This is a genomic window from Streptomyces sp. NPDC005878, from assembly GCF_040629815.1.
Lineage (GTDB): Bacteria > Actinomycetota > Actinomycetes > Streptomycetales > Streptomycetaceae > Streptomyces.
The window spans coordinates 454,220-480,023 of record NZ_JBEXWK010000001.1 but is presented as its reverse complement, the minus strand read 5'-3'; the positions used below and the strand labels follow the sequence as shown (position 1 = coordinate 480,023).

Here is a 25,804-nt window from a genome sequence, read left to right as displayed (position 1 = left end):
CCCGCCGGGCTGACGCCCGGGCGGCGTGCCCGGGGCTAGCGTGGCCGGTATGGAAGAGCAGCAGCCGCCGCGCCCGGCCGGGCCGGGCGACCGCCCCTGGGCGGGGCACGGGCCGCCGCTCCCGCCCTGGGCGCGGAAGTGGGCCCTGGCGCAGGGCGGCGAAGCGGGCCCCCGGGGGCGTTCACGGCTGCCCTGGCCGTCCACCCTGCTCCTTACCGCCGTCGTGCTGGGCGGGTCCACCGTCGCCGCGCGCAATCAGAGCGGGCACGCCTCCCTCGACGTCTTCGCCCGGCTGCTGCTCGTGGCGAGTTGCGCGGCGCTGCTCCCGCGCCGCCGCCACCCCGTGGCCGCCGTGTTCGGCGCGGCGGGCGGGGCCCTGGTCTACCTCGGCGCCGGCTACCCGTATGGGCCGGTCTTCCTCGCGGTGGCCGTCGGCTGCTTCGCGGCGATCGTGGCCGGGCACCGCCGGGCCGCCTGGTCGGCGGTCGCCATGCTCTGGCTCGGCCACGTCCTGGTCGCGCACTGGCTCTACCGATGGCTCCCCCCGAGCGGGGACCGCCCCGCGCCCTGGGAGCAGGAACTGGCCGCCGCCGCCTGGGTCCTGGCCGTCGTGGCGATCGCCGAGCTCACCCGCGTACGCCGGGAGCAGTGGGCCAGGGCGGGAGCCGAGCGGGCCGCCGCCGACCGGCGGCGCGCGGATGAGGAGCGGCTGCGGATCGCGCGCGAGCTGCACGACGTGCTGGCGCACAGCATCTCCGTCATCAACGTCCAGGCGGGCGTCGGCCTGGCGCTGCTCGACTCCGACCCGGAGCAGGCCCGTACCGCGCTGACCACCATCAAGTCCGCCAGCAAGGAGGCGCTGGGCGAGGTGCGCCAGGTCCTCGACACCCTGCGCGCCCCGGGCGAGGCCCCCCGCTCGCCCGCGCCGGGCCTCGACCGGCTGCCCGAGCTCGTCGAACAGGCGGCGGCGGCCGGGCTCGCCGTCGCGACCGCCACCACCGGCGCGCCCCGGACCCTGCCGCCGGGGGCCGATCTCGCCGCTTTCCGTATCGTCCAGGAGGCGCTCACCAACGTGGTGCGCCACTCCGGCTCCCGCACCGCGCGCGTGGTGCTCGGATACGCGCCGGACGTGCTCGAACTGCGGGTGGACGACGACGGACCGGCCGGTTCCGGCGACGCGGGCGGCAGCGGGAACGGGCTGATCGGCATGCGGGAGCGGGCCGCCGCGCTCGGCGGCACCATCGAGGCGGGCCCGCGCCCCGACGGCGGCTTCCGGGTGGTCGCCCGCCTCCCGCTGACCCCCACCGCCGCACCCACCTCACCCGCCGCACCGAGGGAGTCCCCGTGATCCGCGTACTGCTCGCCGACGACCAGTCCCTGGTCCGGGCCGGGTTCCGGGCGCTGCTCGCCGCCCAGCCGGACATCGAGGTCGCGGGTGAGGCCGCCGACGGCGAGGAGGCGGTGCGCCTGGTGCGCGAGGTGCGGCCGGACGTCGTCCTGATGGACATCCGCATGCCCTTGCTCGACGGGCTCGCCGCCACCCGCCGGATCACCGGCGACGCCGGCCTGAAGGGGGTGAGGGTGGTGATGCTGACGACGTTCGAGCTCGACGAGTACGTCTTCGAGGCGATCCGCGCCGGAGCCTCCGGCTTCCTGGTCAAGGACACCGAGCCGGAGGAACTGCTGCGGGCGGTGCGGGCGGTGGTGGACGGGGACGCGCTGCTCTCACCGGGCGTGACGCGGCGGCTCATCGCCGAGTTCGCCGCGCGCTCCAAGGAACCGGCCACGGCCGCGCGCCTGGGCGACCTGACCGAGCGGGAGCGGGAGGTGATGGCCCTGGTCGGGATCGGGCTCTCCAACGAGGAGATCGCGCGCCGCCTGGTCGTGAGCCCGCTCACCGCCAAGACCCACGTCAGCCGCACCATGGTCAAACTGGGCGCCCGCGACCGGGCGCAACTGGTGGTGCTGGCCTATGAGTCGGGCCTGGTCCGGCCGGGCTGGCTCGGCTGACGGCGGATGCTGTCGCCCGCGTACGAGAAGTGCCACAGGACGTGCGCGGTCCTGGCGACGAAGCCGAGCACGGCGGCGGCCGCCCCGCCCAGCAGCAGCAATCCGCGTGCCGGATGGCCCAGGTCGAGGAGGAAGACGGGTCCGGCGACCACGCCGAACGCGAGCAGCGCGACCACGGAGGCGGTCACCACGGCATACATGATCTCGACAGTGATGGCATCGCGTTCGCCCTGGCTGCGGTTGTTCATGGGAGCAGTCTTCGCACAGATGCGGCCGACGGGCAAGAAGCACCCGTCGGCCGCACCTCCCCCGTGGCGGCGTCAGTCGCCTACGGCGACCTTCGCGGGCTCCTGGGCGGCGGCCGGCTCCTGGGCCGATCCCGCCACGACCAGCGTCTGCCGGTCGGGCTTGGCGCGCAGTCCGGTCAGGGTGATGAGGAGGCCGGCGAGCGCGATGCCCGTCACCACCATCAGACCCGGCCGGAAACTGTCGAGCAGGTCCTGCGGCGAGTCGCCCCGGTCGCCCGCGGTGATCACGGCCGTCACCACGGCCAGGAAGATCGCGCCGCCCACCTGGATGGAGGTGTTGAGCAGACCCGAGACCATGCCCTGCTCGCTGTCGTCCACGCCGGTGGTGGCCTGGATGTTGAGCGAGGGGAAGACGAGCGCGCAGGCCGCGCCGAGCAGCAGCATCGACGGCAGGATGATCACCGCGTACTGCGGGTGGAGGCTGATGCGCAGGAACAGGGCGTACGCCAGGACCAGCGCCGCGAAGCCGATGGCGATGATGCGCGGGGTGCCGAAGCGGTCGACGATCGACCCGATCTTCGTCGAGGAGAGGGCGACCAGCACACCGGCGGGCAGGAACGCCAGCGCGGTCTGGAGCGCGGTCCACTGGAGCACCGACTGCATGTACTGGGTCACCATGAACTGGAAGCCGACGTAGGAGCCGAAGAAGGCGGCGGCGCCCAGCTGGGTGCGGACCTGGGTGCCGGAGCGCAGGACGCCGAGCCGGATCAGCGGGCTCGCGGTGCGCTGCTCGATCCGTACGAACGCGGTGAGCAGCACGGCGACGGCGAGGAAGGACAGCAGCGTACGGGCGGAGGCCCAGCCGGCCTCGGGCGCCTGGACGACGGTGTAGACGAGCAGCAGCATCGAGCCGGTGCCGGTGATGGCGCCGGGGACGTCGTAGTGGCGCTTGCCCTGGCCGCCGGGGCTGCGGGGGATGAGCTTGAGGCCAGCGACCAGGGCGATCACGGCGACCGGCGCCGGGAGCAGCATGGTCCAGCGCCAGCTCAGCTGGGTGAGCAGACCGGACAGGACCAGGCCCATCGAGAAGCCGGTGGCGGCGCAGGTGGTGTAGATGGAGAGCGCGCGGTTGCGCTGCGGGCCCTCCTTGAACGTCGTGGTGATGATCGACAGGCCGGCCGGTGCGGTGAAGGCCGCGCTGAGGCCCTTGATGAAGCGGCTGGCGATGAGCAGCGGTCCCGAATCGACGAGCCCGCCGAGCAGGGAGGCCAGTGCGAAGACGCCGAGCGCGATGAGGAACACCTGGCGGCGGCCGAGGAGGTCGGCCGCCCGGCCGCCGAGGAGCAGCAGGCCGCCGTAGCCGAGGATGTAGCCGCTGACGATCCACTGGAGCGTCGAGGTGGTGAGATCCAGGTCGGACGCGATCGAGGGCAGGGCGACGCCGACCATGGAGACATCGAGCGCGTCCAGGAACATCGCGGCGCAGAGCACCAGCAGGGTGCCCCACAGCCGCGGGCTCCAACGCTCTTGAGTGGACTGGACGTTGAGCGGAGAGGTCATGCGGAGCAGACTACATGCGCATGCATCGGATGCAAGTGCATTTAATTCCGGTGCAACAAAGAGCGTCATCTCTGCTAACGTGCGGTCATGGCCGCCAAGAAGTCCGACCGCAGGCTCGTGGACGAGTGGCGCGGCATCCTCGCGGTGCACGCGCGGACGACGTGCGAGCTCGATCGCGAGCTGCATCCGTACGGGATCGGAGCGAGCGACTTCGAGGTGCTCGACGTGCTCGTGGAGGGGTGTACGGAGGACGGCGGTACGGCGTTCCGCGTCCAGGACCTCGCCTCGCGCGTCCATCTGAGCCAGAGCGCCCTGTCCCGCCTGATCGGCAGGCTGGAGAAGGAGGGCCTGGTCACGCGCGGGATGTGCAGCGAGGACCGGCGGGGCGTCCGGGTCATGATCACGGACAAGGGCCGGGCGCGGCACACCGACGTACGGCCGCTCCAGCGCGCGGTGCTCGCCAAGATGCTGGCGGACCGGCTCGCGTAACACCCGGGGGTGCGGCGGCGGGGTCACGGCCGACGTCGCCGTGACCCCGAACCCCCAAGCTAGCCCCAGGTGATGGCGGACTTCTCCCGCCACAGTCCGGCGAGCGACGCGTCGCCCGTCACGGTGACGGCGGAGAGCGGCAGCCGGTTCCACAGGGTCAGATACAGGTCGTAGGCGGAGCCGCTGAGTTCGCAGTCGGCGGGGCCTTCGGCGCCCCGGACCGTACGCGGCACCCCGTCCGACAGGTGCACCGTCCACACGGCATCCGCGTCCGCGTCCGACGCCCGTATGCGCAGGGTGCGGGGCGTGGAGGTGCGCACCTGGCTCCTCTCCCGGCCGTGGAAGGCGAGCAGGAGCTCGTCGATGCCGTCCACGGCGAACTCCGGCTCGGGCGTGGTGAGGTCACCGCCCCGGGCCGACTCCGCGTCCGCCCGGTGGACGGCCGTCTCGTGCGCCTGGCGGCGGGCCCAGAACGCCAGCGGGGACGGGGCGGGCATGAACTGCCAGCACTCCAGGTCCTTGGGCGCCGCGCTCAGCGCGTCGACGAGGGAACGGTGGCCCTCGGTGAACCAGTCGAGCAGTTCCCGGCCGTCGAGATCGGGCTCCGCGCCGCTGGGGTGGAAGTCGGTGTGGCCCTCGGTGATGTACGCGGTCGCCCAGCGGTGCACCGTCCCGGTGTGCCGCAGCAGATCCCGCACCTGCCAGTCGGGGCAGGTCGGCACGGGCGCGCCGGTGCCCGCCGCCCCGGCGGCCAGGGCCAGCAGCCGGCCCTCGCGGTCGAGGGTGTCGATGAAGTCAGGGGTGTCCATGGCGGAATTCTGCCAGGGAAGCGGTCGGATGAGCTGATCATTTCTTTTGGTCCGGGGCGCCGGTGAGGGGGAGTTGACCGCCGGACGCCGGAGCCTCGGGGCGGGGTCCTGCCGCCCTCCGTCCCGCTACCGCCGTCGGCCGCCCACGGCGAAGCCCCGCGCCGCGGGCCCTCACCCTCACGCGGTCGCGTGGCGTGAGCCGTATGCGATCAGGGCCGCCGCCGCCGACAGCGCGGCCACCGTCGTCAGGGCCACGGGCAGTGAGGACCACTGGGCCAGGAAGCCGATCGCGGGCGGGCCCAGCAGCATGCCGCCGTAGCCGAGGGTGGACGCGGCGGCGACCCCGCCGGGTCCGGCCAGCGCGCCCGCGCGCGCCACCGCGACCGGGAAGATGTTGGCCAGGCCCAGGCCCATCACCGCGAACCCGGCGAGCGCGAGCCACACCGTCGGCGCGAGCGCGCCGAGCAGCATCCCGGCCGTGGCCGTGATGCCCCCCGCGACCAGCGCGCGGGTCTGGCCGAGGCGTTCGAGCAGGAAGGTGCCGCTGAGCCGGCCCGCCGTCATGGCCAGGGCGAACAGGGAGTAGCCGAGGGCGGCGACGCCGGGGGCCGCGTCGAGGTCCTGCTCCAGGTGGAGCGTGCCCCAGTCGGCCATCGCCCCCTCCCCGTACGCCGTGCACAGCGCGATCACGCCGAACAGGAGCACCAGGCGGCGGGCCCGGCCGTCGGGCCGACGGCCCCGCGCGTGCGGGGTCGCGGTGTGCGCGGGGGCCGGGTGGTGGAGCAGGACCGGTCCCGCGAGGGCGGTGACCAGAAGGCCGAAGCCGGTCAGGGCGAGCAGGTGGGCGGTGGGGGAGAGGCCGCCCGCGACGAGCGCGCCGATGCCCGCGCCCAGCATCCCGCCGAGGCTGAACGCGGCGTGGAAGCTGGGCATCACCGGGCGCCGCAGGGCGGCGACCAGGTCGACGGCCGCACTGTTCATGGCGACGTTGATCCCGCCGTACGCGGCGCCGAAGACCAGCAGGACCGCGCCCAGCGAGAGCGCGGAGTGCGTCTGTGCCGGAAGGGCGATGGCGAGGGCCATCAGCGCGGCGCAGGCCACGGTCACGGGGTGGCTGCCGAAGCGGCGGCAGAGCCGGCCGGTGAGCACCATCGTCACCACGGCGCCCGCCGAGACGCCGAGCAGGGCCAGGCCGAGGTCACCGGCCGAGGCGCCGGTCTGCTGCTTGATGGCCGGGATACGGACCACCCAGCCGGCGAAGAGGAATCCGTCGAGGGCGAAGAACACGGTCAGGGCGGTGCGGAGGCGGGGCAGGGAGGGCGCGGGGGTGTGCGCGCCGGGTCCTGCCGGGAGGGCCGTCCGCACTTTGTTTAGTAGCGGCACAAACTCAGGATAGGGGGCGACGGTCCTTGCGGACAACCCGTTTCCCCCTCCGCCCCCGCCCCCGGGGCGGCCGGCGGGTGAGCGGAGGGTGAACGGGAGCCGGTGCCGGAGGGAAGGACTCCGTGCTGGATCATGGGAGACTCGCCCCCATGAACGGCAAGGCGACGCACACCAGGACGAGACTGGACCGGGGCCGCGGGGCACTCGGACCCGCGCTCGAACTGGTCCATACCGGCCGCGCGCCCACCCGCGCCGTCCTCACCGCCGAGCTGGGCGTCACCCGGGCCACCGCCGGGGCGGTCGCCGCCGAACTCGAAGCCCTTGGCCTCATTCAGGTCGACTCCCGCCCCGGCGCCGCCGCCGGTTCCCAGGGGCGCCCCTCGCACCGTCTCACCGTCAACGACGCGGGCCCGGTGGCCCTCGCCGCCCAGGTGCACGCCGACGGATTCCGCGCCGCGCTCGTCGGCCTGGGCGGGCGGACGGTCGCCACGGCCCCCGGCTGCGTCACCGTCTCCGCCGACCCGGCGCAGGTGCTGGGCGAGGTCGTCGAGGCGGGCGCGGAACTCCTGCGCGGCAGCGGGCTGCGCTGCGTCGGGGCGGGCCTGGCCGTGCCCTCGGCCGTCGCCGAGCCCGACGGCACCGCGCTCAATCCGCTGCACCTGGCCTGGCCGGCCGGGTCGCCGGTGCGCGAGATCTTCGCCGAGCAGGTACGGGCGGCGGGCATCGAGGGGCCCGCGTTCACCGGCAACGACGTCAATCTCGCGGCCCTCGCCGAACACCGCCACGGCGCCGGACGCGGCGCCCAGCACCTGCTGTGCGTGGCCACCGGCCACCGCGGCGTCGGCGGCGCGCTCGTCCTCGACGGCCGTCTGCACACCGGGAGTTCGGGCCTGGCCCTGGAGGTCGGCCACCTCACCGTCAACCCCGAGGGCCGCCCCTGCTACTGCGGCGGGCGCGGCTGCCTCGACGTGGAGACCGACCCGCTCGCGTTCCTGACGGCGGCCGGCCGCGATCCCGGCCCCGAGGTCTCGCTCCTGGCGCAGTCCCGCGAGCTGCTGCGCACGGAGTACGAGGACGTGTCCGTACGCGGGGCCGCCGAGGAGCTCGTCGACCGCCTGGGCCTCGGCCTCGCCGGGCTCGTCAACATCCTCAACCCCGACCGGATCATCCTCGGCGGGCTGCACAAGGCCCTGCTGGAGGCGGACCCGGACCGGCTGCGGGCGGTCGTCGCCGACCGCAGCCTGTGGGGCCGCAGCGGCGGCGTGCCGATCCTGGCGTGCTCGCTGGACCACAACAGCCTGGTGGGCGCGGCGGAGTTGGCATGGCAGCCGGTGCTGGACGATCCGCTGCGGGCGCTGGGCTGACACCGCCCCGCCGCCGTCCGTGGTCGCGCCCCTACGGGGTCCGCAGCGCGAACGCCCTCGCCGGGTTCTCCACCAGCACCCGCTCCACCAGCTCCCCGCCCAGGGCGAGTTCGAGCCGGGGACGCACCCGGCGCAGCAGATACGCCATGCCCGGCGTGTCCGGGGTCACCGTGTCCCCGCCGAGCAGCAGCCGGTCCGCGAACCCCGCGTCGGCGAGCGCCTCCAGCGCCTCGGGCATCCGCCAGTCCGTGGCGTGGTTGGCCCGCGACGGCCCGTCGAAGCCCAGGTAGGCGCCCGCCGCGGCGGCCTGCCGGTGGACGGCGAAGTCGGGGGAGCGGTTGAGGTGACCGAGGACCACCCGGTCCGGCGCGACCCCGAACTCCCCGCAGAGCAGGTCGAGTACGTCCAGGGCGCCCGTGCCGAGCTCCAGGTGCACGGCGACGGCCGCGCCCGTGCGGTGCTGGGCCTCGGCGGCGGCGCGCAGGGTCAGCCGGGCGTGCGCGTCCAGTCCGTGGAACCCGCCCGCCACCTTGATCAGCCCCGCCCGCACGCCGTCCGTGCCCGCCACCCCCTCGGTGATCTCGCGCACGAACAGCTCGGCGAGCGAGTCGCGTACGGAGTCGAGCAGCTCGGGTGCGTAGTGGACCGCCTGGTGCAGCCCGGTGGCGGCCACGACGTGGACCCCCGACCGCCGGGAGAGCTCCGCGAGCCGGTCCGCCCGGCGGCCCATTCCGTACGGCGTCCACTGCACCACCGTGCCGCCGCCGAGGTCGCGGAAGGCGGCGAGGCGGGCCGCCGCGTCCTCGGGGTCATCGAGCTCCTGGCCGGGCAGCAGCGGGCTGCGGATGAACAGGTGGTCGTGCGCGTCCACCACACCGAGCCGGCCGGCCGGCACATCGCCGAGCACGGTACGGACTTCGCCGCTCACCAGTGCCGTCCCCGGGTCAGCCCGGCGCGCTCCGGCGCCGACAGGTGCAGCACCTCGAACCGGTCGCCCGGCGCCCGCGGAGCCTCCTGCTCCCAGAGGGTGAGGCGCAGCAGCTCCCAGCGGCGCGGGTCGACCGCCACCGCGCTCGCCACCGTCCCCTCCCCGGCCGCCCGTTCCAGCTGCCCGGCCACGAAGTCGGCGGGGCGTACGCCCTCCGGCATCGCGAGGCGCTCGCGCGTCGCGGAGCGGGGCACGGCCCCCGCCGCCGTCCCCTCCTCGTACGACAGGCCCATCCAGTGCTGGACCTCCGGGCGGCCGAAGTCGTCGACGACGCCCTGGAAGCCGGGGCCCCAGAGGAAGGAGTTCATGCCCTCGGGGGTGTTCCAGAGGTAGAAGGGCGCGTAGGCGTTCACCGGGGAGCCGGCGCCGCGTTCGCGGATCAGATATGCCTTCAGGCCCAGGCCGGGGAAGGCGTCGAGGAGATGGCCCCGGGTGGCGACCCGGGTGCGGATGACGTCCATGTCGTAGTCGGCGGGCAGGGTGATCTCGTACTGGAGCGCGTGCACGGCGTCCTCCTCAGGACTCAGGACTCAGGACGCAGGAACGGGTCGACGGGTAGGCGTCGGCGGCGACATGGCGGTCCCAGTCCACGGTGGTGCCGTCCGGCGCCGCCTCGACGACCGCGAGATGGGTCATGAACGTGTGCGGCGCGGCACCGTGCCAGTGCCACTCGTCCGGCTCGATCCAGACGGTGTCGCCCGCCCGGACCGGCTCGACGGGGCCGCCCCGGCGCCGCACCAGGCCCTCGCCCTCGGTGATGTGGAGGACCTGGCCGTGCGGATGGCGGTGCCAGGCGGTGCGGGCGCCCGGGGCGAAGTGGACGCTGAACATCGGCAGCCGTGACGGGGACGGCGGCGCGGCGATCTCGTCCAGCCGGACCGTGCCGGTGAAGTGCTCGGCCGGGCCGCGCACGGTGGCGGGACGCTGACGGGTGACCTGCATGGGTGCTCCTCGGCGGGGTACGGGCGGTCGGGCGTCAGGCGGTACGGGGCGCGAGCAGGGCGAGCAGTCCGCGCACGCCCGCGTCGAAGGCGGCGGGCGAACCGGACGCGCGGGCCAGGACATAACCGCCCTGGACGGTGGCGACCACCGTCGCCGCGATCTCCTCGGGCACCAGGGGAGCGGCGAACTCGCCCGCGTCCAGGCCCTCCTGGACGATCGCGGCGAGCCTCCCGCGCAGCCACTCGATCGTCTCGGTGACGGGCGCGCGCAGCTCCTCGCTCGCCAGGACGTCCGGGTCCATGGTCAGCCGCCCCACCGGACAGCCCCGCAGGACGTCCCGCTCGCGCAGCAGATAGCCGCGGACGCGCTCGTACGCGGTGCCCTCGCCCCCGAAAGAGGCCTCGGCGCTCGCGCGCAGTTCCTCGGCGGTGCGCCGGATGGCGGCGAGCGCGAGGTCGGGCTTGCCCGTGAAGTGGTGGTACATGCTGCCCTGGCCCGCGCCCGCCTGCTGCTGGATCGCCTTGGGGCTGGTGCCGACATAGCCCCGCTCCCACAGCAGCTCCCGGGTGGCCTCGATCAGACGCTCTGGGGTGCTCATGACCGTACTGTACATACCAGTAGGTACAGAATCCAGGGACGGGTCCTGGGCCGGACGGGTGGAGTGGCGGCCGGGCGGGTGAAGGGGCTGCCGGTCCGGTGGAGCAGCGGTCCGGGCCCCGTCTACTCCCCGGGGGGTACGCCAGGTGCCGCCGGCCGTACGACGCGCGCGACGGCTCTCGGCGGGAGGCTCGGAAGCAGCACGGCCCCATTCCCTACCGAGGAGCGATCACGATGAACACCCTGGCCTTTGACGGACCCGGACCCTGGATCCTCTTCTTCCCGGTGGTCTGGGCGGCGGTGGCCCTCACGGTCGTGACCCTGCTGCGGCGCACGGTCCGGCGCGGCGGGCACGGCCCCTGGCGTCCGCCCTTCGGCGGCCCCCGCGGCTACGTCGAGCGGACTCCGCTGGATGAGCGTTCACCGCTCGCCGTGCTCGGCCGCCGCTTCGCCGCCGGTGAGATCGACGAGGAGGAGTACTGGCGCCGGCTCTCCGTCCTGGACGAGGAGTTCGGCCGCCGCAAGAGCGGTGCGGCCTGACGCCGCGCCGCGAACCCGTCGCCCGGCCGGGCGGTCGCGGAACAGCGAGAAGCGGGCCGGCCGCCACCGTGCGGTCCGGCCCGCCCGTCCGGTCAGCCCGCCGCGGGCAGCCGGGCGGGAGTGCGCGGATGGCCGCCGCGGCCTTCGGCGCGCACCAGGGCGGGACGCTTGTGCAGGCACGGCCCGGCCGTCTTCGTCCCGTACGCCGGGCGGGGCGGCAGCGCCACCGGGGCCGGCGGCGCGGGAAGCGTGAACCACACGGTCTTGCCGGCGGCGCCCAGCGGGCGCACGCCCCAGCTCTCACTGACCGCCGCGATCATCGCGAGTCCGCGGCCGTGGGTGGCGAAGGGGTCGGTGCTGCGGACGGTGGGCATCCGCGGGTCGTGGTCGTGGACGGACACCGTGAGCCGGTCGCGCAACAGCTCGATCTCCACGGTGCAGAGCTTGTCCGGCTGGGCGTGCCGGTGCACGTTGGTCAGCAACTCGGTGACGCCCAGCGCCGCCTCGTCTATCAGAGGATCGAGATGCCAGTAACGCAACTGTGCTGAAACGATTCTGCGGACCTGTCCGATCCGCGACGGCAGGGCTTGGAGCTCCACCGTGCAATGCCTGCTCGACTGGCTGATCACGGCTGCGACTCCCCGATTGAGGTCCGGAAGAAGCTTGTCTGTCCGGCGGGCTGGATCACAGCGTGACCGCCGGTAAACCCTCTGTGATGTGAGACCAGGGTGGCTCAGGGGTGGACCCTCCGCAACTCGCGCCCCGCCGGCCCGCTCAGCCGTGCGACCCGCTCGCCGGGCGCACCGCCTGCAGAAAACGCTGCGCGAGCTCCGCGCCGCGCGGCCTGCCGCTCTGCTGGCCCATGGTCAGCCGGTAGCGGTGGCCGTTGAGCTTGGCCACGGTGCGATCGGCCTTGGCGGTCCACGGCAGCAGGGGCTTGCCCGCGCTGACCGCGCGCAGCGGTGCGCTGTCGATCTCCCGCCCGTTGCTGGTGAGCAGGGCGAGCCGCCCGTCCTTGATCAGGACCTGCCCGGCCCTCGTGAGTGAACGCGTCCACCGTTCGATCCGCACACCCCTGGCGCTGAACTCCGGCTCGGTCATGGCCGCTGTGCCCCCTTCGTACCGTTCCTGCTGGGCAGTCTGCACAACGATGGCCCCGCGCACCAGGGCGCACGGAGGATCGGCCGTAGCCCGCCGCCCGTACGCCCCCTCCCGGGCGTCCCACAAGCCACTCCTATGGATCCTCAAAGGGAAGGTTTGTGCAGGTGAGGGCGGTATTGTCAAGTGACGGAGCCGCGCCTTTCCAGCCGACTTCCGCGACCCGCTTCACGATATTTCCAGCCCGGGCGCGCCCCCGCCCCCCGGGGCGCCGACACATGGAGGAGTGGCATGGAGACCATCGACGTGGACCGCAGCGACGCGGCCTACCGGGCGTGGCTGAAGGACGCCGTGCGCAAGGTCCAGGCCGACGCCAACCGCTCCGCCGACACCCATCTCCTGCGCTTCCCGCTGCCCGAGCGGTGGGGGATCGACCTGTACCTCAAGGACGAGTCCACCCACCCCACCGGCAGCCTCAAGCACCGCCTCGCCCGCTCCCTCTTCCTGTACGGGCTGTGCAACGGCTGGATCCGGCCCGGAAAGCCCGTCATCGAGGCCTCCAGCGGCTCGACCGCCGTCTCCGAGGCGTACTTCGCGGGGCTCGTGGGCGTGCCGTTCATCGCCGTCATGCCGCGCACCACCAGCGCCGAGAAGTGCCGGCTGATCGAGTTCCACGGCGGCCAGTGCCACTTCGTGGACGACTCGCGCAAGATGTACGAGGAGGCCGCGGCCCTCGCCCTGGAGACCGGCGGCCACTACATGGACCAGTTCACGTACGCGGAGCGGGCCACCGACTGGCGCGGCAACAACAACATCGCCGAGTCGATCTACCAGCAGCTGAAGCTGGAGCGCTATCCCGAGCCCGCCTGGATCGTCGCCACCGCGGGGACCGGCGGCACCTCGGCCACCATCGCGCGCTATGTGCACTACATGCAGTTCGACACCCGTATCTGTGTGCCGGACCCGGAGAACTCCTGTTTCTTCGACGGCTGGACCCGCGGCGACGCGTACGCGACCAGCGACTGCGGCTCGCGCATCGAGGGCATCGGACGGCCCCGGATGGAGCCGAGCTTCCTGCCCGGCGCCATCGACCGGATGATGAAGGTCCCGGACGCGGCGAGCATCGCGGCCGTACGCGCCCTCGAAGCGGCCATCGGCCGCAAGGCGGGCGGCTCCACCGGCACCGGCCTGTGGTCCGCCCTGAAGATCGTCTCCGAGATGGTGGCGGCCGGGCGCACCGGCAGCGTCGTCACCCTGCTCTGCGACCCGGGCGACCGCTACCTCGACAAGTACTACTCGGACGCCTGGCTGGCCGAACAGGGCCTGGACATCGCGCCGTACGCGGCGGCGATCGACACGTTCCTGGCGACCGGGGCGTGGCCGCGGTAGGACGGCCGGGCGAAGTCCCAACCGGTGCGAGCGGGCCGGAACCGGGCCGGTCGCGCCCGCTGAGTCCCGGGGCGTGTTGCGAAAGTCCCGCCTGCCCCGCGACGCAACACGCCCTAGGAGGCCGCTGCCGCCGAACCGCCGTCGGACGTCGCGAGCCGGCGGTCGAGGGCCCGTACGGCGTCGCGGAACGCCCGGTCGAAGCCCGGCTGGCCCAGACGCAGCGCGAACCTCAGCGGCGCCCCGCCGTCGGCCGCGAAGGTCCACCGCACCCGCGTGCCGCCGGCGGTCGGGGTGAGGCGCCACTCCTCCAGCAGGGCGTGCGGCCCCGGCGCGTTGGTGACGTCGACCCGGTAGGCGTAGCGGGCGCCGGGCTCGGCGGCCATCACCGTCTCCAGGAACCGGGTGCCGCCGCGCAGCCGGACCTCCCGGCCTCCCTCGGTGGCCCGCGCGTGGGTCACGGCCGCGAACCACTGGGGCCAGGCCGCCGTCTCCTCGGCGAGCGCGCGGTACAAGGCGTCCGCCGGGGCGGCCGCGTCGGCGGTGAAGACCAGGCGCAGCGGAGCGGTCTCGACGAAGTCGAGCTCCACGGGACGGAGTCGGCGAGCCATCGGGCCGCACCTCCAGCGGTCGGTGGGGACGGGCACGGGCGAACGGGCCCGCACACCTTAACTGACGGTCCGTCAGATGTCTTCGGCGGGAGCCCCCTCCGCCTCCGCCCCGTCGTCCTCGCCCGCCACGAGCAGCCCCGGCAGATGCTCGGCCATCTCCTCGCGCGCCGCGTCCGTGAGCCCCGCGTCCGTCACCAGCGTGTGCACCTCGTCCAGCGAGGCGAACGAACTCAGGCCCACCGTGCCCCACTTGGTGTGGTCGGCGACCACCACGACCCGCCGCGCGGACCGCACGAACCGGCGGTTGGTCTCCGCCTCCGCCAGGTTCGGCGTGGACAGCCCCGCCTCCACCGAGATGCCGTGCACCCCGAGGAAGAGCACGTCGAAGTGGAGCGAGCGGATCGCCTGGTCCGCGACCGGCCCCACCAGCGAGTCCGACGGGGTGCGCACCCCGCCGGTCAGCACCACGGTCGCCGCCCCCGGCCGGCTGCCCGAGGAGCCCGCGGCCCGCTGGGCCGCGTGGAAGACGTCCGCGACCCGCACCGAGTTGGTCACCACCGTCAGATCCGGGACGTCCAGGAGCCGGTGGGCCAGGGCGTACGTCGTCGTACCGCCCGAGAGCGCGATGGCGCTGCCCGGCACGGCCATCGCCGCCGCCGCGCGCGCGATGTCCTCCTTGGCGTTCAGCTCCAGGCCCGACTTGGCCTCGAAACCGGGCTCGTGCGTGGAGGCCTCGACCACCGGCACCGCCCCGCCGTGCACCTTCTCGATCACGCCCTGGCGGGCCAGCGCGTCCAGGTCCCGGCGCACCGTCATGTCCGAGACGCCGAGCTTCCGGGTGAGCTCGTTGACCCGCACCCCGCCGCGCCGTCTGACCTCGTCGAGGATCAGGGCGCGACGCTGCTCCGCGAGCAGGTTCTGGTTGTCGCTCACTGCCGGGTCGGTCCTTCCGCGTGGCCGTACATCTGGTCGCCGTATCTGTCGAATCCTGTCACGGGGAGATTCCGTGAGAACACCGCACCGCGTCCCCGGATCCGAGATCCTGAGAACCCGCACGCCACGGCCGCGCGCCGAGGTATGACGGCCCCCGCACGACGCCGGACCCGCACGATCCGCGATCCGCACGATGCCCCCGCCGCGTCCCGCCGCCGATCCTCCCACCCCGAGAGCGAGTCACAGAAGTGTCCCGTGCCACACCGGCCGCCGACGACGGCGGGCCCGCGCTCGAACTCCTCGTCCACGGCGTCGGCGGCGCCACCCCGCAGTCCATGCTCGACGACCCCCGTACGGTCCGGGTCACCGGGGACGAGACCGCGGCCGTGTACCGCCGCACCGAGGACGCCGACGCCGAGGACCACCCCGAGCGCCACCGCGAGGGGCCGGTCGCCGAGGCGTACTGCTGGGCCAACCTCACCTCCGGCAACGGCGCCCGCGCCCTGTGGCTGCTGCTCCTGCCGTTCATGGTGGTCAACCTCGCCCACTGGATGCGCCCGCCCGCCCGCGACTCGGGCCGCGCGGTGCGGCTCTACGGGGTGCTGGTGCGGCTCGTCGCGCTCAGCCTGACCGTGCTGCTCACCGCCACCGCCTGCGAGGTCGCGCTGGACCTGGCCGCCTGGCAGTGCGCGGGCACGGCCGGCTGCGCCGAGGGCAAGTCCTGGCTGGGGTTCCTGGCGCCCGGGCGGCACGGCTGGTGGAGCGCGCCCGGCCGCCGCCTGGCGCTGGCCGCGCCGGTCCCCGCCGCGCTGACCGGGCTGCTCTGGTACCTCTCCAACCGCACCTGGAGCGCCTACGAGTCCCAGCAGCCGCTCGGCGCCGCCGGGGACGAGGACGAGCCGGACGCGCCCGCGCTCAGCCGCCCCGGCTTCTGGTACGGGCGGCGGCTGGTCGCCCGGCTGCGCGCCGCGCACACCGCCGCCGGGTTCCTCACCGTCGCCGCCGCCGTCACCACGGCCGCCGCCCGCCACGACCGGGCCGCCTCGAACACCGCGCTCGACACGCTGGGCCGGCTCCTGATGGCGGCTCTGCTGGCGGGCGCGGCCGTCGTGGTGGGGGTGGTGTGCGGCCGCGGCCGCAGCGAGTCACGCCTGGACGAACACCTGGACCGGGCCATCGTCACCTTCCTGCCCACCATCGCCCTCGGCCTGCTCGTCCTGTCGATGGTGTACGCCTCGTGGGAGCGCCCCGGCTGGGTCTCGCACGACGCGCTCCCCGGCGACCGCACCTTCGGGATCATCGCGCTGGGCCAGGGCGTCCTGGTCGTCCTGCTCGCCGGGGTCGCGCTCCTGCTGCGCCGCCGCGCCCACGACTCCCGCACCGCCCTGTCCGGCCTCGGCGGCCCCGCCGTGGCGCTCCTGGCGTGCGCGCTCGGCGGGGTGATGACGGGCGGCGTCGCCCAGCGGGTGGCCGACTGGCTGGACGGCGGGGGCACGCCGGGCGCGCCCCGGGACGGCTTCGCGGGCCCGCCGCCGCTGCTCACCTGGCAGGCCTCGGTGATCCCCGCCCTGCTCGTGCTCCTCGTCCCGGCCGTCGTGTACTTCGCGTTACGCGTCTGGCGCGCCGCGCGCGCCGAGGAGCCGGGGCTGCTCGCGGACTACCCGGGGGAGATCTGGGACGCGGCCCGCTCCCGGCGGATCGCCACCGTCCGCGCACGGGCCCACCTCACCGACCGCGCGCCCGTCTTCGTCGGGATCGTCGCCGCCGCCACCCTGCTGCTCGGCGCGGGCGCGCTCGCCGGCTCCTGGGCCACCGGGCAGGTCCCCGGGCGGGCGGCGGACGACGCGCCCGGCGTCATCTCCTCGGCCGCCGACACCGTCCAGGCGCTCGGCTCCTGGTTCACCGGCCTCGGCTTCCTGCTCTTCGTCACCTGGGGGCGGCGCGCCTACAAGGACGCGGCGGCCCGGCGCACCATCGGCATCCTCTGGGACGTGGGCACCTTCTGGCCGCGCGCCGCCCACCCGTTCGCCCCGCCCTGCTACGCCGAGCGTGCCGTACCCGACCTCGCCTGGCGGATGAACACCTGGACCGGGCGCACCGGCGGCCGTCTGGTCATCTCCGGCCACTCCCAGGGCAGCGTGCTGGCCGCCGCAGCCGTGTGGCAGCTCCCCGCCCGCACCCGCCGCAGCGTCGCACTGCTCACCTACGGCTCGCCCCTGGAGCGGCTGTACGGACGCTGGTTCCCCGCCTACTTCGGCCGCCCGGAGCTGGCCGCCCTCCATCGGGAACTGCACTGCTGGCGCAACCTGTGGCGGGCCACCGACCCGATCGGCGGCCCGGTGCTGCCCGGCACGACCGTGGACCGGGGCCCGCTCCTGGACCCGCTCGCCTTCGGGCGTACGCGACGGCAGCCGCTGCCCGCCCCGATCCTGGCCCACTCCGACTACCAGGCCGACCCGGTCTTCGCCGAGGAGCGCACCGGCCTCCTCGACGCACTCTCACCGACGCTCCCGCACCAGCGCTGACGAGCTCCGATTACCCTGACCGTCAGGGGAGTTCGGGCAGGTCGTCCGGGTAGAGGAGGCTCAGATCGTCGGGGCTGGCGTCCGCGAACTGGGCGACCCGGCCCGCGTGCCGCTCCACCATCGACTCGAACGTCTGGCGCGCGGTGCGGCCGTTGCCGAACGCCGGGCCCTTGGGCAGCACCGTGAAGTACTTGAGCAGTGCCTCGGCCGTGCCGCTCCCCAGCCGGTACTCGTGCTCCTCGGCCTGCTGCTCCACGATCCGCAGCAGCTCGTCCGGGTCGTAGTCGCTGAAGGTGATGGTCCGTGAGAAACGGGACGCCACCCCGGGGTTGACGCTGAGGAAGCGTTCCATCTCCGCCGTGTACCCCGCGACGATCACCACCACGGCCTCGCGGTGGTCCTCCATCAGCTTCACCAGGGTGTCGATGGCCTCACGCCCGAAGTCACGGCCGGAGTCCTCGGGCGACAGCGCGTACGCCTCGTCGATGAACAGCACTCCGCCGCGCGCCCGGTCGAACGCCTCCTGGGTGCGGATCGCCGTCGACCCGATGTGCTCACCCACCAGGTCCACGCGGGACACCTCGACCAGATGGCCGCGCTCCAGCACCCCGAGCGAGGCCAGGATCTCGCCGTAGAGCCGGGCGACCGTGGTCTTGCCGGTGCCGGGGGAGCCGGTGAAGACCAGATGGCGCCGGACGGACGCGGCCTTGAGGCCGGCCCGCTGCCGCTTGCGGCCCACCTCGATCATGTCGGTGAGCGCCCGCACCTCGCGCTTGACGCTCTCCAGACCCACCAGCGCGTCGAGTTCCCCCAGCACGTCCTGCGAGGAGCGCGCCGGTGCGGCGGCGGGCTCCGGGGCCGCCGCGGTCCCGGTGGGGCGCTGCCCGGGGACCGCGGTGAGCAGGCCCGCGGTCTGGGTCGCGGTCAGCGCGGCGGGCGGCTGCGCCGACCCGGTGAGCACACCGCTCTCGTCGCTCGTGCAGTCCTGCGACACCGGCCCGTCCTCGCCGAACTCGTACCCCCCGCGCGCGCAGCGCTCCGTACGGCAGCGGGTCAGCGTCGTACGGCAGCCGTCCACGACATGGAAGCCGTAGCCCCCGCTGCCGGTCACCCGGCAGCCGTGGAAGGTGCCCCGGCCCTCGGCCGAGACGTAGAAACCCGCCTCGGCGGGCGCGGTGACCGTGCAGCGCTCGATCCGGGGGTCGGCGCCCTTGGTGACGATCACGCCGGTCTGCGCCGCGTCGATGGTGCAGTTGGCGAGGGTGCCGCCGCTGCCGTGGTCGCGGAACCAGGCGCCCGTGGAGACCTCCCGGATCCGGCAGTCGTCGAGCTGCGCGGTGGCGCCGTCGCTCACCGACACCGCCGTGTTGCGCACCTGCGAGATGTCGCTGTCGACGACGTCGGCGCGCGAGCCGCGGTCCAGCACGAACAGCGCGTCCGGCACGTCGTGGACCCGGCAGGACTCCAGCACCGCGGTGGCGCCGTCGCTGACCCACACCGCCGGGTAGTCGCCCGTACTGTCGTGGATCTCGCACTGGTTGGCGTCCACCCTGGTCCCCGGGTCCCACACCGACAGGCCGTTGCGGCCGAAGCCGCGCACCGCCGTGCGGGTGAGGGTGAGGACCGACCGGGAGCGCAGGTCCACCGCGTTCTCGGGGATGTCGTGGATGTCGCAGTCCGCGAGCGTGAGCACCGCGTCCGTGTCGAGGGTGACCCCGTCCGCCGAGGTGCGGTGCACCGTGCAGTCGGTGAGGTGCGCGGTGGCGCGCGCGGCGATCTGCACCCCGGCGCCCTTGATCTCGTACACCTCGCAGCCCAGCGCCTCCAGGCCGGTGCCGTCGCCGGTGACCGACAGGCCCGCGCCCGAGGCGTGGTGCACCCGGCAGCGCTCGAGGCGGGGGTGGGCGCCCGCGCGGACCGAGACGCCCGACTGGCCGGCCGCGACGACCTCGCACTCCTCGAACAGGCCGCCCGCGCCGTCCAGTACGCCGATGCCGACGCCGCCCGGATTGTCCACCGTGCACCGGCGCACGGTGGGGCGGGCCGCGCCGCGCACCTCGATGCCCACCGCCGAGCGGGTCACCACCCGCAGGTCGCACAGCTCGGGCGCGCCGTCCTCGATCAGCAGCGCGGGCGCCGCCGCGTCCTGCCCCTCCAGCTGGAGGTCCTGGACCGTGGCGGAGGCGCGCACGGTCAGCGGCACGCCGTCGACCGGGGCGATCCGCACCGAACCGGCCGCCCCCTCGGGGCCGCGCAGGGTCACGGCCCGCTTGAGGACCAGGTTCTCGCGGTAGGTGCCGGGCGCGATGGTGAGGACGTCGCCGTCCGCGGCGGCCTCCAGGGCAGCGGCGAGCGAGGCGTATTCGCCGGTACGGCGCCGCCACCTCGAAGTGCCGGTGTGGGTTACCTGGACCGTGCCCTGAGCCATGGCGCTGCTGTGCCCCCACCTCGTGCGTGCGAACGCTGTACGTGCGACTGATGGTCCACCGTAGCGCGCGCGGGGCCGCGGGGTTGACCGCTCAGCTGCCTGCTCCCGCGCGGCCCCAGTCCGGACCGTATCCGGCCCAGGCGCGCTCCAGACGGGCGTACCGCCGTCGCATCAGCCGCCATACGACCAGCCGTCGCACGGCCTCCACGAGACCGGCCGCCGCCGCTGCCGCGCCGAGACCGGCGAACACCGCGTGCGCGTGCGCGGTCGTGGAGTCCAGGGGGCGGCCCGTCCGTATGCCGCGGTCGTCCGTCCACATGCGGAAGGTGGAGCCCACGGGGGCGGCCCGCCTGGGGGCGGCGACCGTGCCGGTGTGCGCGGTGCCGTCGTGCGCCGTCCAGTTGGCCACGACCCGGACGCGGCCCTCCCGGCCGCCCACGCCCTCCGCGTCGGCGCGCGCGCCGCGATCGTGGGCCGCGCCGACCACCACGGCCGTCGTCGCATGGCGCTGGCGCTGCTCCCTGGCCGCCGTGCGCTGGAGGGCGTGGTCGCTGACCGCCCCGCACAGGCCGCCCAGCACCGGCGCGGCCACCAGCATCAGCACCAGGGCGACCAGCGCCACCCATGCCTCGACCAGATCCGTACGGCGGCACAAGGGGTTCCGCCGCCACCGCCACACCCCGACTGCGGATCGCACGGGATCGCACCCCCTTCCGCTTGCGTCCTGGCCCCGCGCGGCACTCCGTACGCACGGGCGGGCCCGGAAGAGAGCAACATCACCCGGGGCCCCGCACGCACAACGCGTCCGCTGTTCCCACGAGTTCCCGCGCAGGGGCGGCTTACGCGAGAACGCGCAGGGGATCACCGGTGCGAATGACGCCGGGGCCCTCGGGGACCAGGTTCTGGCCGAATACCAGCTTGGTGCCGAAGCGGCGGTGGCGGCCCAGGGTGCGCAGCGGCTCGCGGCCGCGCTCGGCGCTCGCCTGGTCCGTGGTGGTGACGACACAGCGGCCGCAGGGCTTGGCGACCCGGAAGACCACGTCGCCGAGCGCGATCCGCGTCCAGTGGTCCTCGGCCCAGGCCTCGGTGCCGTCGATCACCACATTGGGCCGGAAACGGTTCATCGGCAGCGGGCCCTCGTGCGGGTGAGTGCCCTGGGCGATGAGGGAGTTCAGCGCGTCCAGCGAGGCCGTGGTGGTGATCAGGAGCGGGAAGCCGTCGGCGAAGCTCACCGTCTCGCCCGGCAGCGCGAAGTCCGGGTCGATCGGACGCCGGGTCGCGGGGTCGTCGAGGTGGACCAGCCGGACCTCTGCCTCCAGGTGGTCGCTGAACCAGGCGTGCGCGGTCTCGTCCGCCGCTATCGCCTCGACCTTCTTGCCGAAGAGCGTCACCGTGACCGGCCCGATCGGCTCGGGCACGGCGACGGTCAGATCCTCCCTGCCGGGCGCGGACACCCGGACGGAGCCGTCCGGCAGCGCCCGGGCGGCCGCCAACGCGAGCCGCGCGCGCTCGCGTTGGGTCACGGCCTTACCGGAGGCGTCGACGACCATCCAGCGGCGGTCGCCGACCGGCCCCCAGGGCTCGACCGGCACCTCGTCGAGTCGGTACCCCCCGACCGACTTGACGGGGTAGACGTTGATGTCGCGCACGACGGGCTGAACCGGACTCTCCATGAGTCAATCCTGCCAGCCGCCTCGGACATCCGGTCGGCCGCCGGCGGAGCGGGGTCCCGCCCCGCGCGGTGCCTCCCGCTCAGTACCCCGTGTTCTGGTACGGCTGCTGGTAGCCGTCGTAGTAGGGCGCCGGGGCGGGCGCGGGCCGCGGGGCCGCGGGGCGCATCGCCTCGTACCCGGTCGGGGCCATCCGCTGCTGCTGGACCTGCGGGCCCGGATAGGCGCGCGGGGCAGCGGTCTGCTGCGGGATGTAGGGCGCGGGCGCGCTCTGCAACGGCATGGGCTGCGGTGCCTGCTGGTAGCCGTACGACGAGGCGTAGGCAGGCTGCTGGGAGGGACCGGCGGGCAGGGCGGGAAGCGCGGCCGGGAGGGCCGGCAGATAGCTGCTGCCGGTGTCGTACAGGGCGGGCACGCGGATCGGGGCGATCTGGGGCGTGCCGCGTTCTGCGACGAGGGAGTCGTAGATGGGGGTGTCCGGGAAGGACGGCGCGGAGTAGTAACCGCCGCCATAGGTGGAGCGGGGGGAGGTCATGGCACATAAGTTAAGCCCACGATGTGGTCGTTGGGGAGCCCGATAAGGGGGTTGTTTTACGGGTTCGGAGTGACCGCACGGCCCCAATGCGAGCGAACGTGGGAAAATCGGTCGCCCGGGAGGCCATCAATCCTGTAAAGGCCAAGCTCGGAAGGGGTTACCGGCGGGTGCCGGAACGTCCGCCGGGGTTTAGGTTGACGGTGCGGAGAATCTTCGGCACCCCGACTCGCGATGGGGGCGAGCATGTCCATGCTTAAAGGGTCCAACGTTCCGGTTCCGGCGCCGGTCGTACGCGTCGAGCTGGCCTGGCGCTCCGGCCCCGGGGTGCCGGACGCCGACGCCTCGGCCCTGCTGATCGCGGCGGGCACCGGGAAGGTCCGCTCCGACGCCGACTTCGTCTTCTACAACCAGCCCGCGCACGCCTCGGGCGCGGTACGGCACGAGGGCAAGCGGAGTTCGACCGAGGGGGTCACGGACACGCTCCTCGTCGACCTCGCGCGCGTGGAGGACGAGGTGGAGCGTGTGGTACTGGCCGCGTCCGCCGACGGAGGAACGTTTGGCCGCGTCCCGGGGCTCTGCGTCCGCGTCCTGGACGCGGGGAGCGGTGCGGAGCTCGCCCGCTTCGACAGCGCGGACGCGTCCGTGGAGACGGCGTTCATCCTGGGGGAGCTCTACCGGCGCCAGGGCGCGTGGAAGTTCCGGGCGGTGGGCCAGGGGTACGACTCCGGACTCGAAGGGCTGGCAACGGACTTCGGGATCACGGTCGACCGCCCCCGGGCGGCGGCCCCGCCCGGCCCCGCCCCGGCCGCTCCGGCTCCTGCCTCGCCCGCCCCCGCCCCGCCCAGCAGCCCCGCACCGGCCGCTCCCGCGTCCGCGGCGCCCGCCCCCGCCTTCCCGGCCGCGACTCCGCCGCCTCCGCCCGCGCCCCCCGCCGCCGCCCCCGTACGGCTGTCCAAAGTGACCCTGACCAAGGCGGCCCCCACCGTCTCGCTCGCCAAGCAGGGCGGCAGTTCGGGGGCGCTGCGGGTCAATCTCAACTGGCAGACGCGCAAGCAGTTCAGCGGCTGGGGCGCCAAGCTCGGCAGAGCCGTCGCCAACCACGCCGACCTCGACCTGGACCTGTGCGCGCTCTACGAGCTCACGGACGGCCGCAAGGGCGTCGTCCAGGCGCTCGGCAACGCCTTCGGCTCGCTCGGCCGGCCGCCGTACATCCACCTCGACGGCGACGACCGCACCGGCGCGCGCACCTCCGGCGAGAACCTCACGGTCAACCTCGACCACAAGGACCGGCTCCGCCGCGTCCTGATCTTCGTGACGATCTACGCGGGCGCGCGCAGCTTCGCCGACCTGCACGCCACCGTCACCCTCCAGCCGCAGCACGGCGCCGCGATCGACTTCTCGCTCGACGAGTGCACCGTGCCCTCCACGGTCTGCGCCCTCGCGCTGCTCACCAACGAGGGCGGCGACCTCGTCGTCCAGCGCGAGGCCCGCTATCTGGTGCCCGCGCGCGGTGTCAGCCCGCAGCGCACCGTCGACCAGGCGTACGGGTGGGGCATGAACTGGACGCCCGGCCGCAAGTGACGCGCGCGAGGCCGGGGCGCCGGGTCCCCGCGCGCGTGGCGGCCGTACGCCGTGGGGCGGGAGCCCGGCCGTACCGGCTCACTGGTCCGGTGCGGCCTCCGGGCGCGTATACGTGCGCCCCTTCCAGGCGGCCCCGCGCCCCCGGTAGTGCTGGACGGCGGAATCCACCGTCATCAGCAGGTACAGGAACGCGGTGAACGGCAGCAGTGGCGCCAGGGCGGGCGGCTGGCGGTAGTAGCGCAGCATCGGTACGTACGTCCCGGCCATCACCAGCCACGCCAGGCCGCCCGCCCACGCCGCCACGGCGTCGCCCAGGATCAGCCCGGCGAAGAGCGCGACCGGGGGCACGAGGTAGACCAGCGCGAGCCCCGCGACGGTCCCGAGCAGCAGCGGCGGACTGTGCCGCAGCTGGGTGTAGGCGCTGCGCGAGATCATCCGCCACAGGTCGGAGAGGCGCGGATAGGCGCGCACGCTGTCGACGCGCTCCGCGAGCCCCAGCCAGATCCGGCCGCCCGAACGGCTCACCGCGCGCGCCACCGACACGTCGTCGATGACCGCCTGGCGTACCGAGTCCGGGATGCCGGCCCGCTCCGTCGCGTCCGTACGGAGAAGGACACAGCCCCCGGCCGCCGCCGCCGTGCGCGCCCCGGGGCTGTTGACCCAGCGGAAGGGGTAGAGCTGCGCGAAGAAGTAGACGAAGGCCGGCACCACCAGCCGCTCCCAGCCGCTCGCCACCCGCAGCCGCGCCATCTGCGACACCAGGTCGAAGCCGCCCGAGCGGGCCGCGGCCACCAACTCCCGCAGGCTGTCCGGCTCATGGGCGATGTCGGCGTCGGTGAGCAGCAGGTACTCCGGCTCGCGCGCGCGGGCCAGCGCGATGCCCTGACGCAGCGCCCACAGCTTCCCCGTCCAGCCGGGGCCCGGCTCGCCCGGCTCGACCACGGTCAGCGGCAGCGCGCACTCCTCCCGCGCGGCGAGCGCCCGCGCCAGCTCACCCGTGCCGTCCGAACTCCCGTCGTCGACCAGGAAGACCTCCGCCTCGCCCGGATAGTCCTGCGCGAGCAGCGTGGGCAGGCTGTGCGGCAGCACCCCGGCCTCGTCCCTGGCCGGGACGACGACGGCGACATAAGGCCAGTCCGGCGGGGCGGACCGGGCGGGCAGCCGCTGGTCGGTGCGCCAGAAGAACCCCTGGCCGAGCAGCAGCCAGAGCCAGCAGACCAAGGACACCGCGGCGATCCATACGAGGGCGCTCATCCGCCGCAGTCTGCACCACCCGGGCCGGTGCGCGGGGGCGGTCGACTATGGTGACCGGGTGAAGATCGCGCTCATGGACTCCGGAATCGGCCTGCTGGCGGCGGCCGCCGCCGTGCGCCGGCTGCGGCCGGACGCCGACCTCGTCCTCTCCTCCGCCCCCGACAGCATGCCGTGGGGCCCGCGCACGCCCGAGGACGTCACCGCCCGCGCGCTCGGCGTGGCACGCGCCGCCGCCGAGCTGCGGCCGGACGTCCTGATCGTGGCCTGCAACACCGCCTCGGTGCACGCCCTTCCGGCCCTGCGCGCCGCGCTCGAACCGCGCATCCCGGTGATCGGGACCGTACCGGCGATCAAGCCGGCCGCGGCCCACGGCGGACCCGTCGCCATCTGGGCCACCCCGGCCACCACCGGCAGCCCCTACCAGCGCGGGCTCATCCGTGAGTTCGCCGACGGCGTCGAGGTCACCGAGGTCCCCTGCCCCGGACTCGCGGACGCGATCGAGCACGGCGACGAGGCCGCCATCGAGCTGGCCATCGCCGCCGCGGCCGAACGGACCCCCGAGGACGTAAGGGACGTCGTCCTGGGCTGCACCCATTACGAGCTGGTCGCCGAGCGGGTCCGTGAGGCCGTCCGTCGCCCCGGCCTCGCCGCACCCGGCCTGTACGCCAGTGCCCCGGCCGTCGCCGCCCAGGCGCTGCGCCGGGCCGGAATCGAGGCCCTGCCGGGCGCCGCGCCCACCGGAGACCTGACCGTGTTGCTCAACGGCCGCCCGGGCGCCCTCTCGGACACCGCCCTCGGCTATCCGGAGGGCCGCCTCCTTCAGAAGGTCACCGTCTCCGGCTGACCGTGGCCC

The 25,804-nt window shown here is 74.4% G+C and carries 26 protein-coding genes; 9 read left to right on the top strand and 17 right to left on the bottom strand.

Annotation, left to right across the window (positions count from 1 at the left end):
* The first annotated feature begins 49 nt into the window (after nucleotides 1-49).
* Nucleotides 50-1,348: a sensor histidine kinase gene (locus tag ABZ404_RS02205; protein ID WP_358834821.1), complete on the top strand. Its 1,299-nt coding sequence runs from the start codon at nucleotides 50-52 to the stop codon at nucleotides 1,346-1,348.
* Nucleotides 1,345-2,010: a response regulator transcription factor gene (locus tag ABZ404_RS02200; RefSeq protein ID WP_358834822.1), complete on the top strand. Its 666-nt coding sequence runs from the start codon at nucleotides 1,345-1,347 to the stop codon at nucleotides 2,008-2,010. Before ABZ404_RS02205 ends, ABZ404_RS02200 begins: the two co-directional genes overlap by 4 nt.
* Here the strand turns inward: ABZ404_RS02200 and ABZ404_RS02195 are convergent.
* Entirely contained in the window at nucleotides 1,971-2,258 is a 288-nt protein-coding gene (locus tag ABZ404_RS02195; RefSeq protein WP_358834823.1) for a DUF6332 family protein, read from the bottom strand. The genes ABZ404_RS02200 and ABZ404_RS02195 overlap by 40 nt on opposite strands.
* A 72-nt stretch (nucleotides 2,259-2,330) precedes the next feature.
* Nucleotides 2,331-3,818 carry an MFS transporter gene (locus tag ABZ404_RS02190; protein ID WP_358834824.1) on the bottom strand — a complete coding sequence of 496 codons (1,488 nt, stop codon included), beginning with the start codon at nucleotides 3,816-3,818 and terminating at the stop codon, nucleotides 2,331-2,333.
* Nucleotides 3,819-3,905: 87 nt separating this feature from the next.
* Between ABZ404_RS02190 and ABZ404_RS02185 the strand changes: the two genes are divergently transcribed.
* Nucleotides 3,906-4,307 carry a MarR family transcriptional regulator gene (locus ABZ404_RS02185; protein ID WP_358834825.1) on the top strand — a complete coding sequence of 134 codons (402 nt, stop codon included), beginning with the start codon at nucleotides 3,906-3,908 and terminating at the stop codon, nucleotides 4,305-4,307.
* Nucleotides 4,308-4,366: 59 nt separating this feature from the next.
* On the opposite strand, the gene ABZ404_RS02180 is transcribed toward ABZ404_RS02185, so the two are convergent.
* Nucleotides 4,367-5,116 carry a maleylpyruvate isomerase family mycothiol-dependent enzyme gene (locus ABZ404_RS02180; RefSeq protein WP_358834826.1) on the bottom strand — a complete coding sequence of 250 codons (750 nt, stop codon included), beginning with the start codon at nucleotides 5,114-5,116 and terminating at the stop codon, nucleotides 4,367-4,369.
* A 177-nt stretch (nucleotides 5,117-5,293) separates the two neighbouring features.
* A complete protein-coding gene (locus ABZ404_RS02175) occupies nucleotides 5,294-6,499 on the bottom strand; it encodes an MFS transporter (protein ID WP_358990042.1) in 1,206 nt (401 codons plus the stop codon).
* A gap of 149 nt (nucleotides 6,500-6,648) precedes the next feature.
* On the opposite strand from ABZ404_RS02175, the gene ABZ404_RS02170 reads away from it, so the two are divergent.
* Nucleotides 6,649-7,863, top strand: a complete 1,215-nt coding sequence (locus ABZ404_RS02170) for an ROK family protein (RefSeq protein WP_358837266.1) — start codon at nucleotides 6,649-6,651, stop codon at nucleotides 7,861-7,863.
* Between the two features lie 31 nt (nucleotides 7,864-7,894).
* Here the strand turns inward: ABZ404_RS02170 and ABZ404_RS02165 are convergent, their stop codons facing one another.
* Genes ABZ404_RS02165 through ABZ404_RS02150 form a run of 4 tightly spaced genes read right to left on the bottom strand, consistent with a single transcriptional unit; the run spans nucleotide 7,895 to nucleotide 10,406 of the window.
* Nucleotides 7,895-8,791, bottom strand: a complete 897-nt coding sequence (locus ABZ404_RS02165; protein WP_358837265.1) for a phosphotriesterase — start codon at nucleotides 8,789-8,791, stop codon at nucleotides 7,895-7,897.
* Nucleotides 8,788-9,357, bottom strand: a complete 570-nt coding sequence (locus ABZ404_RS02160; RefSeq protein ID WP_358837264.1) for a DUF4865 family protein — start codon at nucleotides 9,355-9,357, stop codon at nucleotides 8,788-8,790. The genes ABZ404_RS02165 and ABZ404_RS02160 overlap by 4 nt, the downstream gene beginning before the upstream one ends.
* A 10-nt stretch (nucleotides 9,358-9,367) precedes the next feature.
* A complete protein-coding gene (locus ABZ404_RS02155) occupies nucleotides 9,368-9,793 on the bottom strand; it encodes a cupin domain-containing protein (protein ID WP_358837263.1) in 426 nt (141 codons plus the stop codon).
* Between the two features lie 34 nt (nucleotides 9,794-9,827).
* Nucleotides 9,828-10,406: a TetR/AcrR family transcriptional regulator gene (locus ABZ404_RS02150; protein WP_358837262.1), complete on the bottom strand. Its 579-nt coding sequence runs from the start codon at nucleotides 10,404-10,406 to the stop codon at nucleotides 9,828-9,830.
* A 218-nt stretch (nucleotides 10,407-10,624) separates the two neighbouring features.
* Between ABZ404_RS02150 and ABZ404_RS02145 the strand changes: the two genes are divergently transcribed.
* Nucleotides 10,625-10,930: an SHOCT domain-containing protein gene (locus ABZ404_RS02145; protein WP_358837261.1), complete on the top strand. Its 306-nt coding sequence runs from the start codon at nucleotides 10,625-10,627 to the stop codon at nucleotides 10,928-10,930.
* 92 nt (nucleotides 10,931-11,022) lie between these two features.
* On the opposite strand, the gene ABZ404_RS02140 is transcribed toward ABZ404_RS02145, so the two are convergent.
* A complete protein-coding gene (locus ABZ404_RS02140) occupies nucleotides 11,023-11,559 on the bottom strand; it encodes an ATP-binding protein (protein WP_358832431.1) in 537 nt (178 codons plus the stop codon).
* Nucleotides 11,560-11,704: 145 nt separating this feature from the next.
* Complete coding sequence (locus ABZ404_RS02135; protein ID WP_358832432.1) at nucleotides 11,705-12,031, bottom strand: hypothetical protein; 327 nt, start codon at nucleotides 12,029-12,031, stop codon at nucleotides 11,705-11,707.
* Nucleotides 12,032-12,319: 288 nt separating this feature from the next.
* Here ABZ404_RS02135 and ABZ404_RS02130 point away from each other — a divergent pair, with 288 nt between their 5' ends.
* A complete protein-coding gene (locus ABZ404_RS02130) occupies nucleotides 12,320-13,417 on the top strand; it encodes a PLP-dependent cysteine synthase family protein (protein WP_358832433.1) in 1,098 nt (365 codons plus the stop codon).
* 113 nt (nucleotides 13,418-13,530) lie between these two features.
* Here the strand turns inward: ABZ404_RS02130 and ABZ404_RS02125 are convergent, their stop codons facing one another.
* Together ABZ404_RS02125 and ABZ404_RS02120 are read right to left on the bottom strand one after the other, a co-directional pair.
* The gene (locus ABZ404_RS02125) at nucleotides 13,531-14,025 is read right to left on the bottom strand and encodes an SRPBCC family protein (RefSeq protein WP_358832434.1); all 495 of its coding nucleotides are present in this window, start codon (nucleotides 14,023-14,025) and stop codon (nucleotides 13,531-13,533) included.
* 72 nt (nucleotides 14,026-14,097) lie between these two features.
* Nucleotides 14,098-14,958 (bottom strand): DeoR/GlpR family DNA-binding transcription regulator, encoded by an 861-nt coding sequence (locus ABZ404_RS02120; RefSeq protein ID WP_358832435.1) that lies wholly within the window; start codon nucleotides 14,956-14,958, stop codon nucleotides 14,098-14,100.
* Between the two features lie 248 nt (nucleotides 14,959-15,206).
* Here ABZ404_RS02120 and ABZ404_RS02115 point away from each other — a divergent pair, with 248 nt between their 5' ends.
* The gene (locus ABZ404_RS02115) at nucleotides 15,207-17,483 is read left to right on the top strand and encodes a hypothetical protein (protein ID WP_358832436.1); all 2,277 of its coding nucleotides are present in this window, start codon (nucleotides 15,207-15,209) and stop codon (nucleotides 17,481-17,483) included.
* Nucleotides 17,484-17,505: 22 nt separating this feature from the next.
* Here ABZ404_RS02115 and ABZ404_RS02110 read toward each other — a convergent pair whose 3' ends face one another.
* From ABZ404_RS02110 to ABZ404_RS02095, 4 genes are all read right to left on the bottom strand, one after another.
* Complete coding sequence (locus tag ABZ404_RS02110) at nucleotides 17,506-19,911, bottom strand: right-handed parallel beta-helix repeat-containing protein (RefSeq protein ID WP_358832437.1); 2,406 nt, start codon at nucleotides 19,909-19,911, stop codon at nucleotides 17,506-17,508.
* A gap of 91 nt (nucleotides 19,912-20,002) precedes the next feature.
* A complete protein-coding gene (locus ABZ404_RS02105) occupies nucleotides 20,003-20,608 on the bottom strand; it encodes a hypothetical protein (protein ID WP_358832438.1) in 606 nt (201 codons plus the stop codon).
* Nucleotides 20,609-20,750: 142 nt separating this feature from the next.
* Nucleotides 20,751-21,584 (bottom strand): MOSC N-terminal beta barrel domain-containing protein, encoded by an 834-nt coding sequence (locus ABZ404_RS02100; protein WP_358832439.1) that lies wholly within the window; start codon nucleotides 21,582-21,584, stop codon nucleotides 20,751-20,753.
* A 79-nt stretch (nucleotides 21,585-21,663) separates the two neighbouring features.
* Nucleotides 21,664-22,116 (bottom strand): DUF6643 family protein, encoded by a 453-nt coding sequence (locus ABZ404_RS02095; RefSeq protein WP_358832440.1) that lies wholly within the window; start codon nucleotides 22,114-22,116, stop codon nucleotides 21,664-21,666.
* Between the two features lie 243 nt (nucleotides 22,117-22,359).
* On the opposite strand from ABZ404_RS02095, the gene ABZ404_RS02090 reads away from it, so the two are divergent.
* A complete protein-coding gene (locus ABZ404_RS02090) occupies nucleotides 22,360-23,697 on the top strand; it encodes a TerD family protein (RefSeq protein WP_358832441.1) in 1,338 nt (445 codons plus the stop codon).
* Between the two features lie 78 nt (nucleotides 23,698-23,775).
* Here ABZ404_RS02090 and ABZ404_RS02085 read toward each other — a convergent pair whose 3' ends face one another.
* Nucleotides 23,776-24,951: a glycosyltransferase gene (locus tag ABZ404_RS02085; protein ID WP_358832442.1), complete on the bottom strand. Its 1,176-nt coding sequence runs from the start codon at nucleotides 24,949-24,951 to the stop codon at nucleotides 23,776-23,778.
* Nucleotides 24,952-25,009: 58 nt separating this feature from the next.
* On the opposite strand from ABZ404_RS02085, the gene ABZ404_RS02080 reads away from it, so the two are divergent.
* Nucleotides 25,010-25,795, top strand: coding sequence for an aspartate/glutamate racemase family protein (locus ABZ404_RS02080; protein ID WP_358832443.1), 786 nt, complete (start codon nucleotides 25,010-25,012; stop codon nucleotides 25,793-25,795).
* The last annotated feature ends 9 nt before the right edge of the window (nucleotides 25,796-25,804 follow it).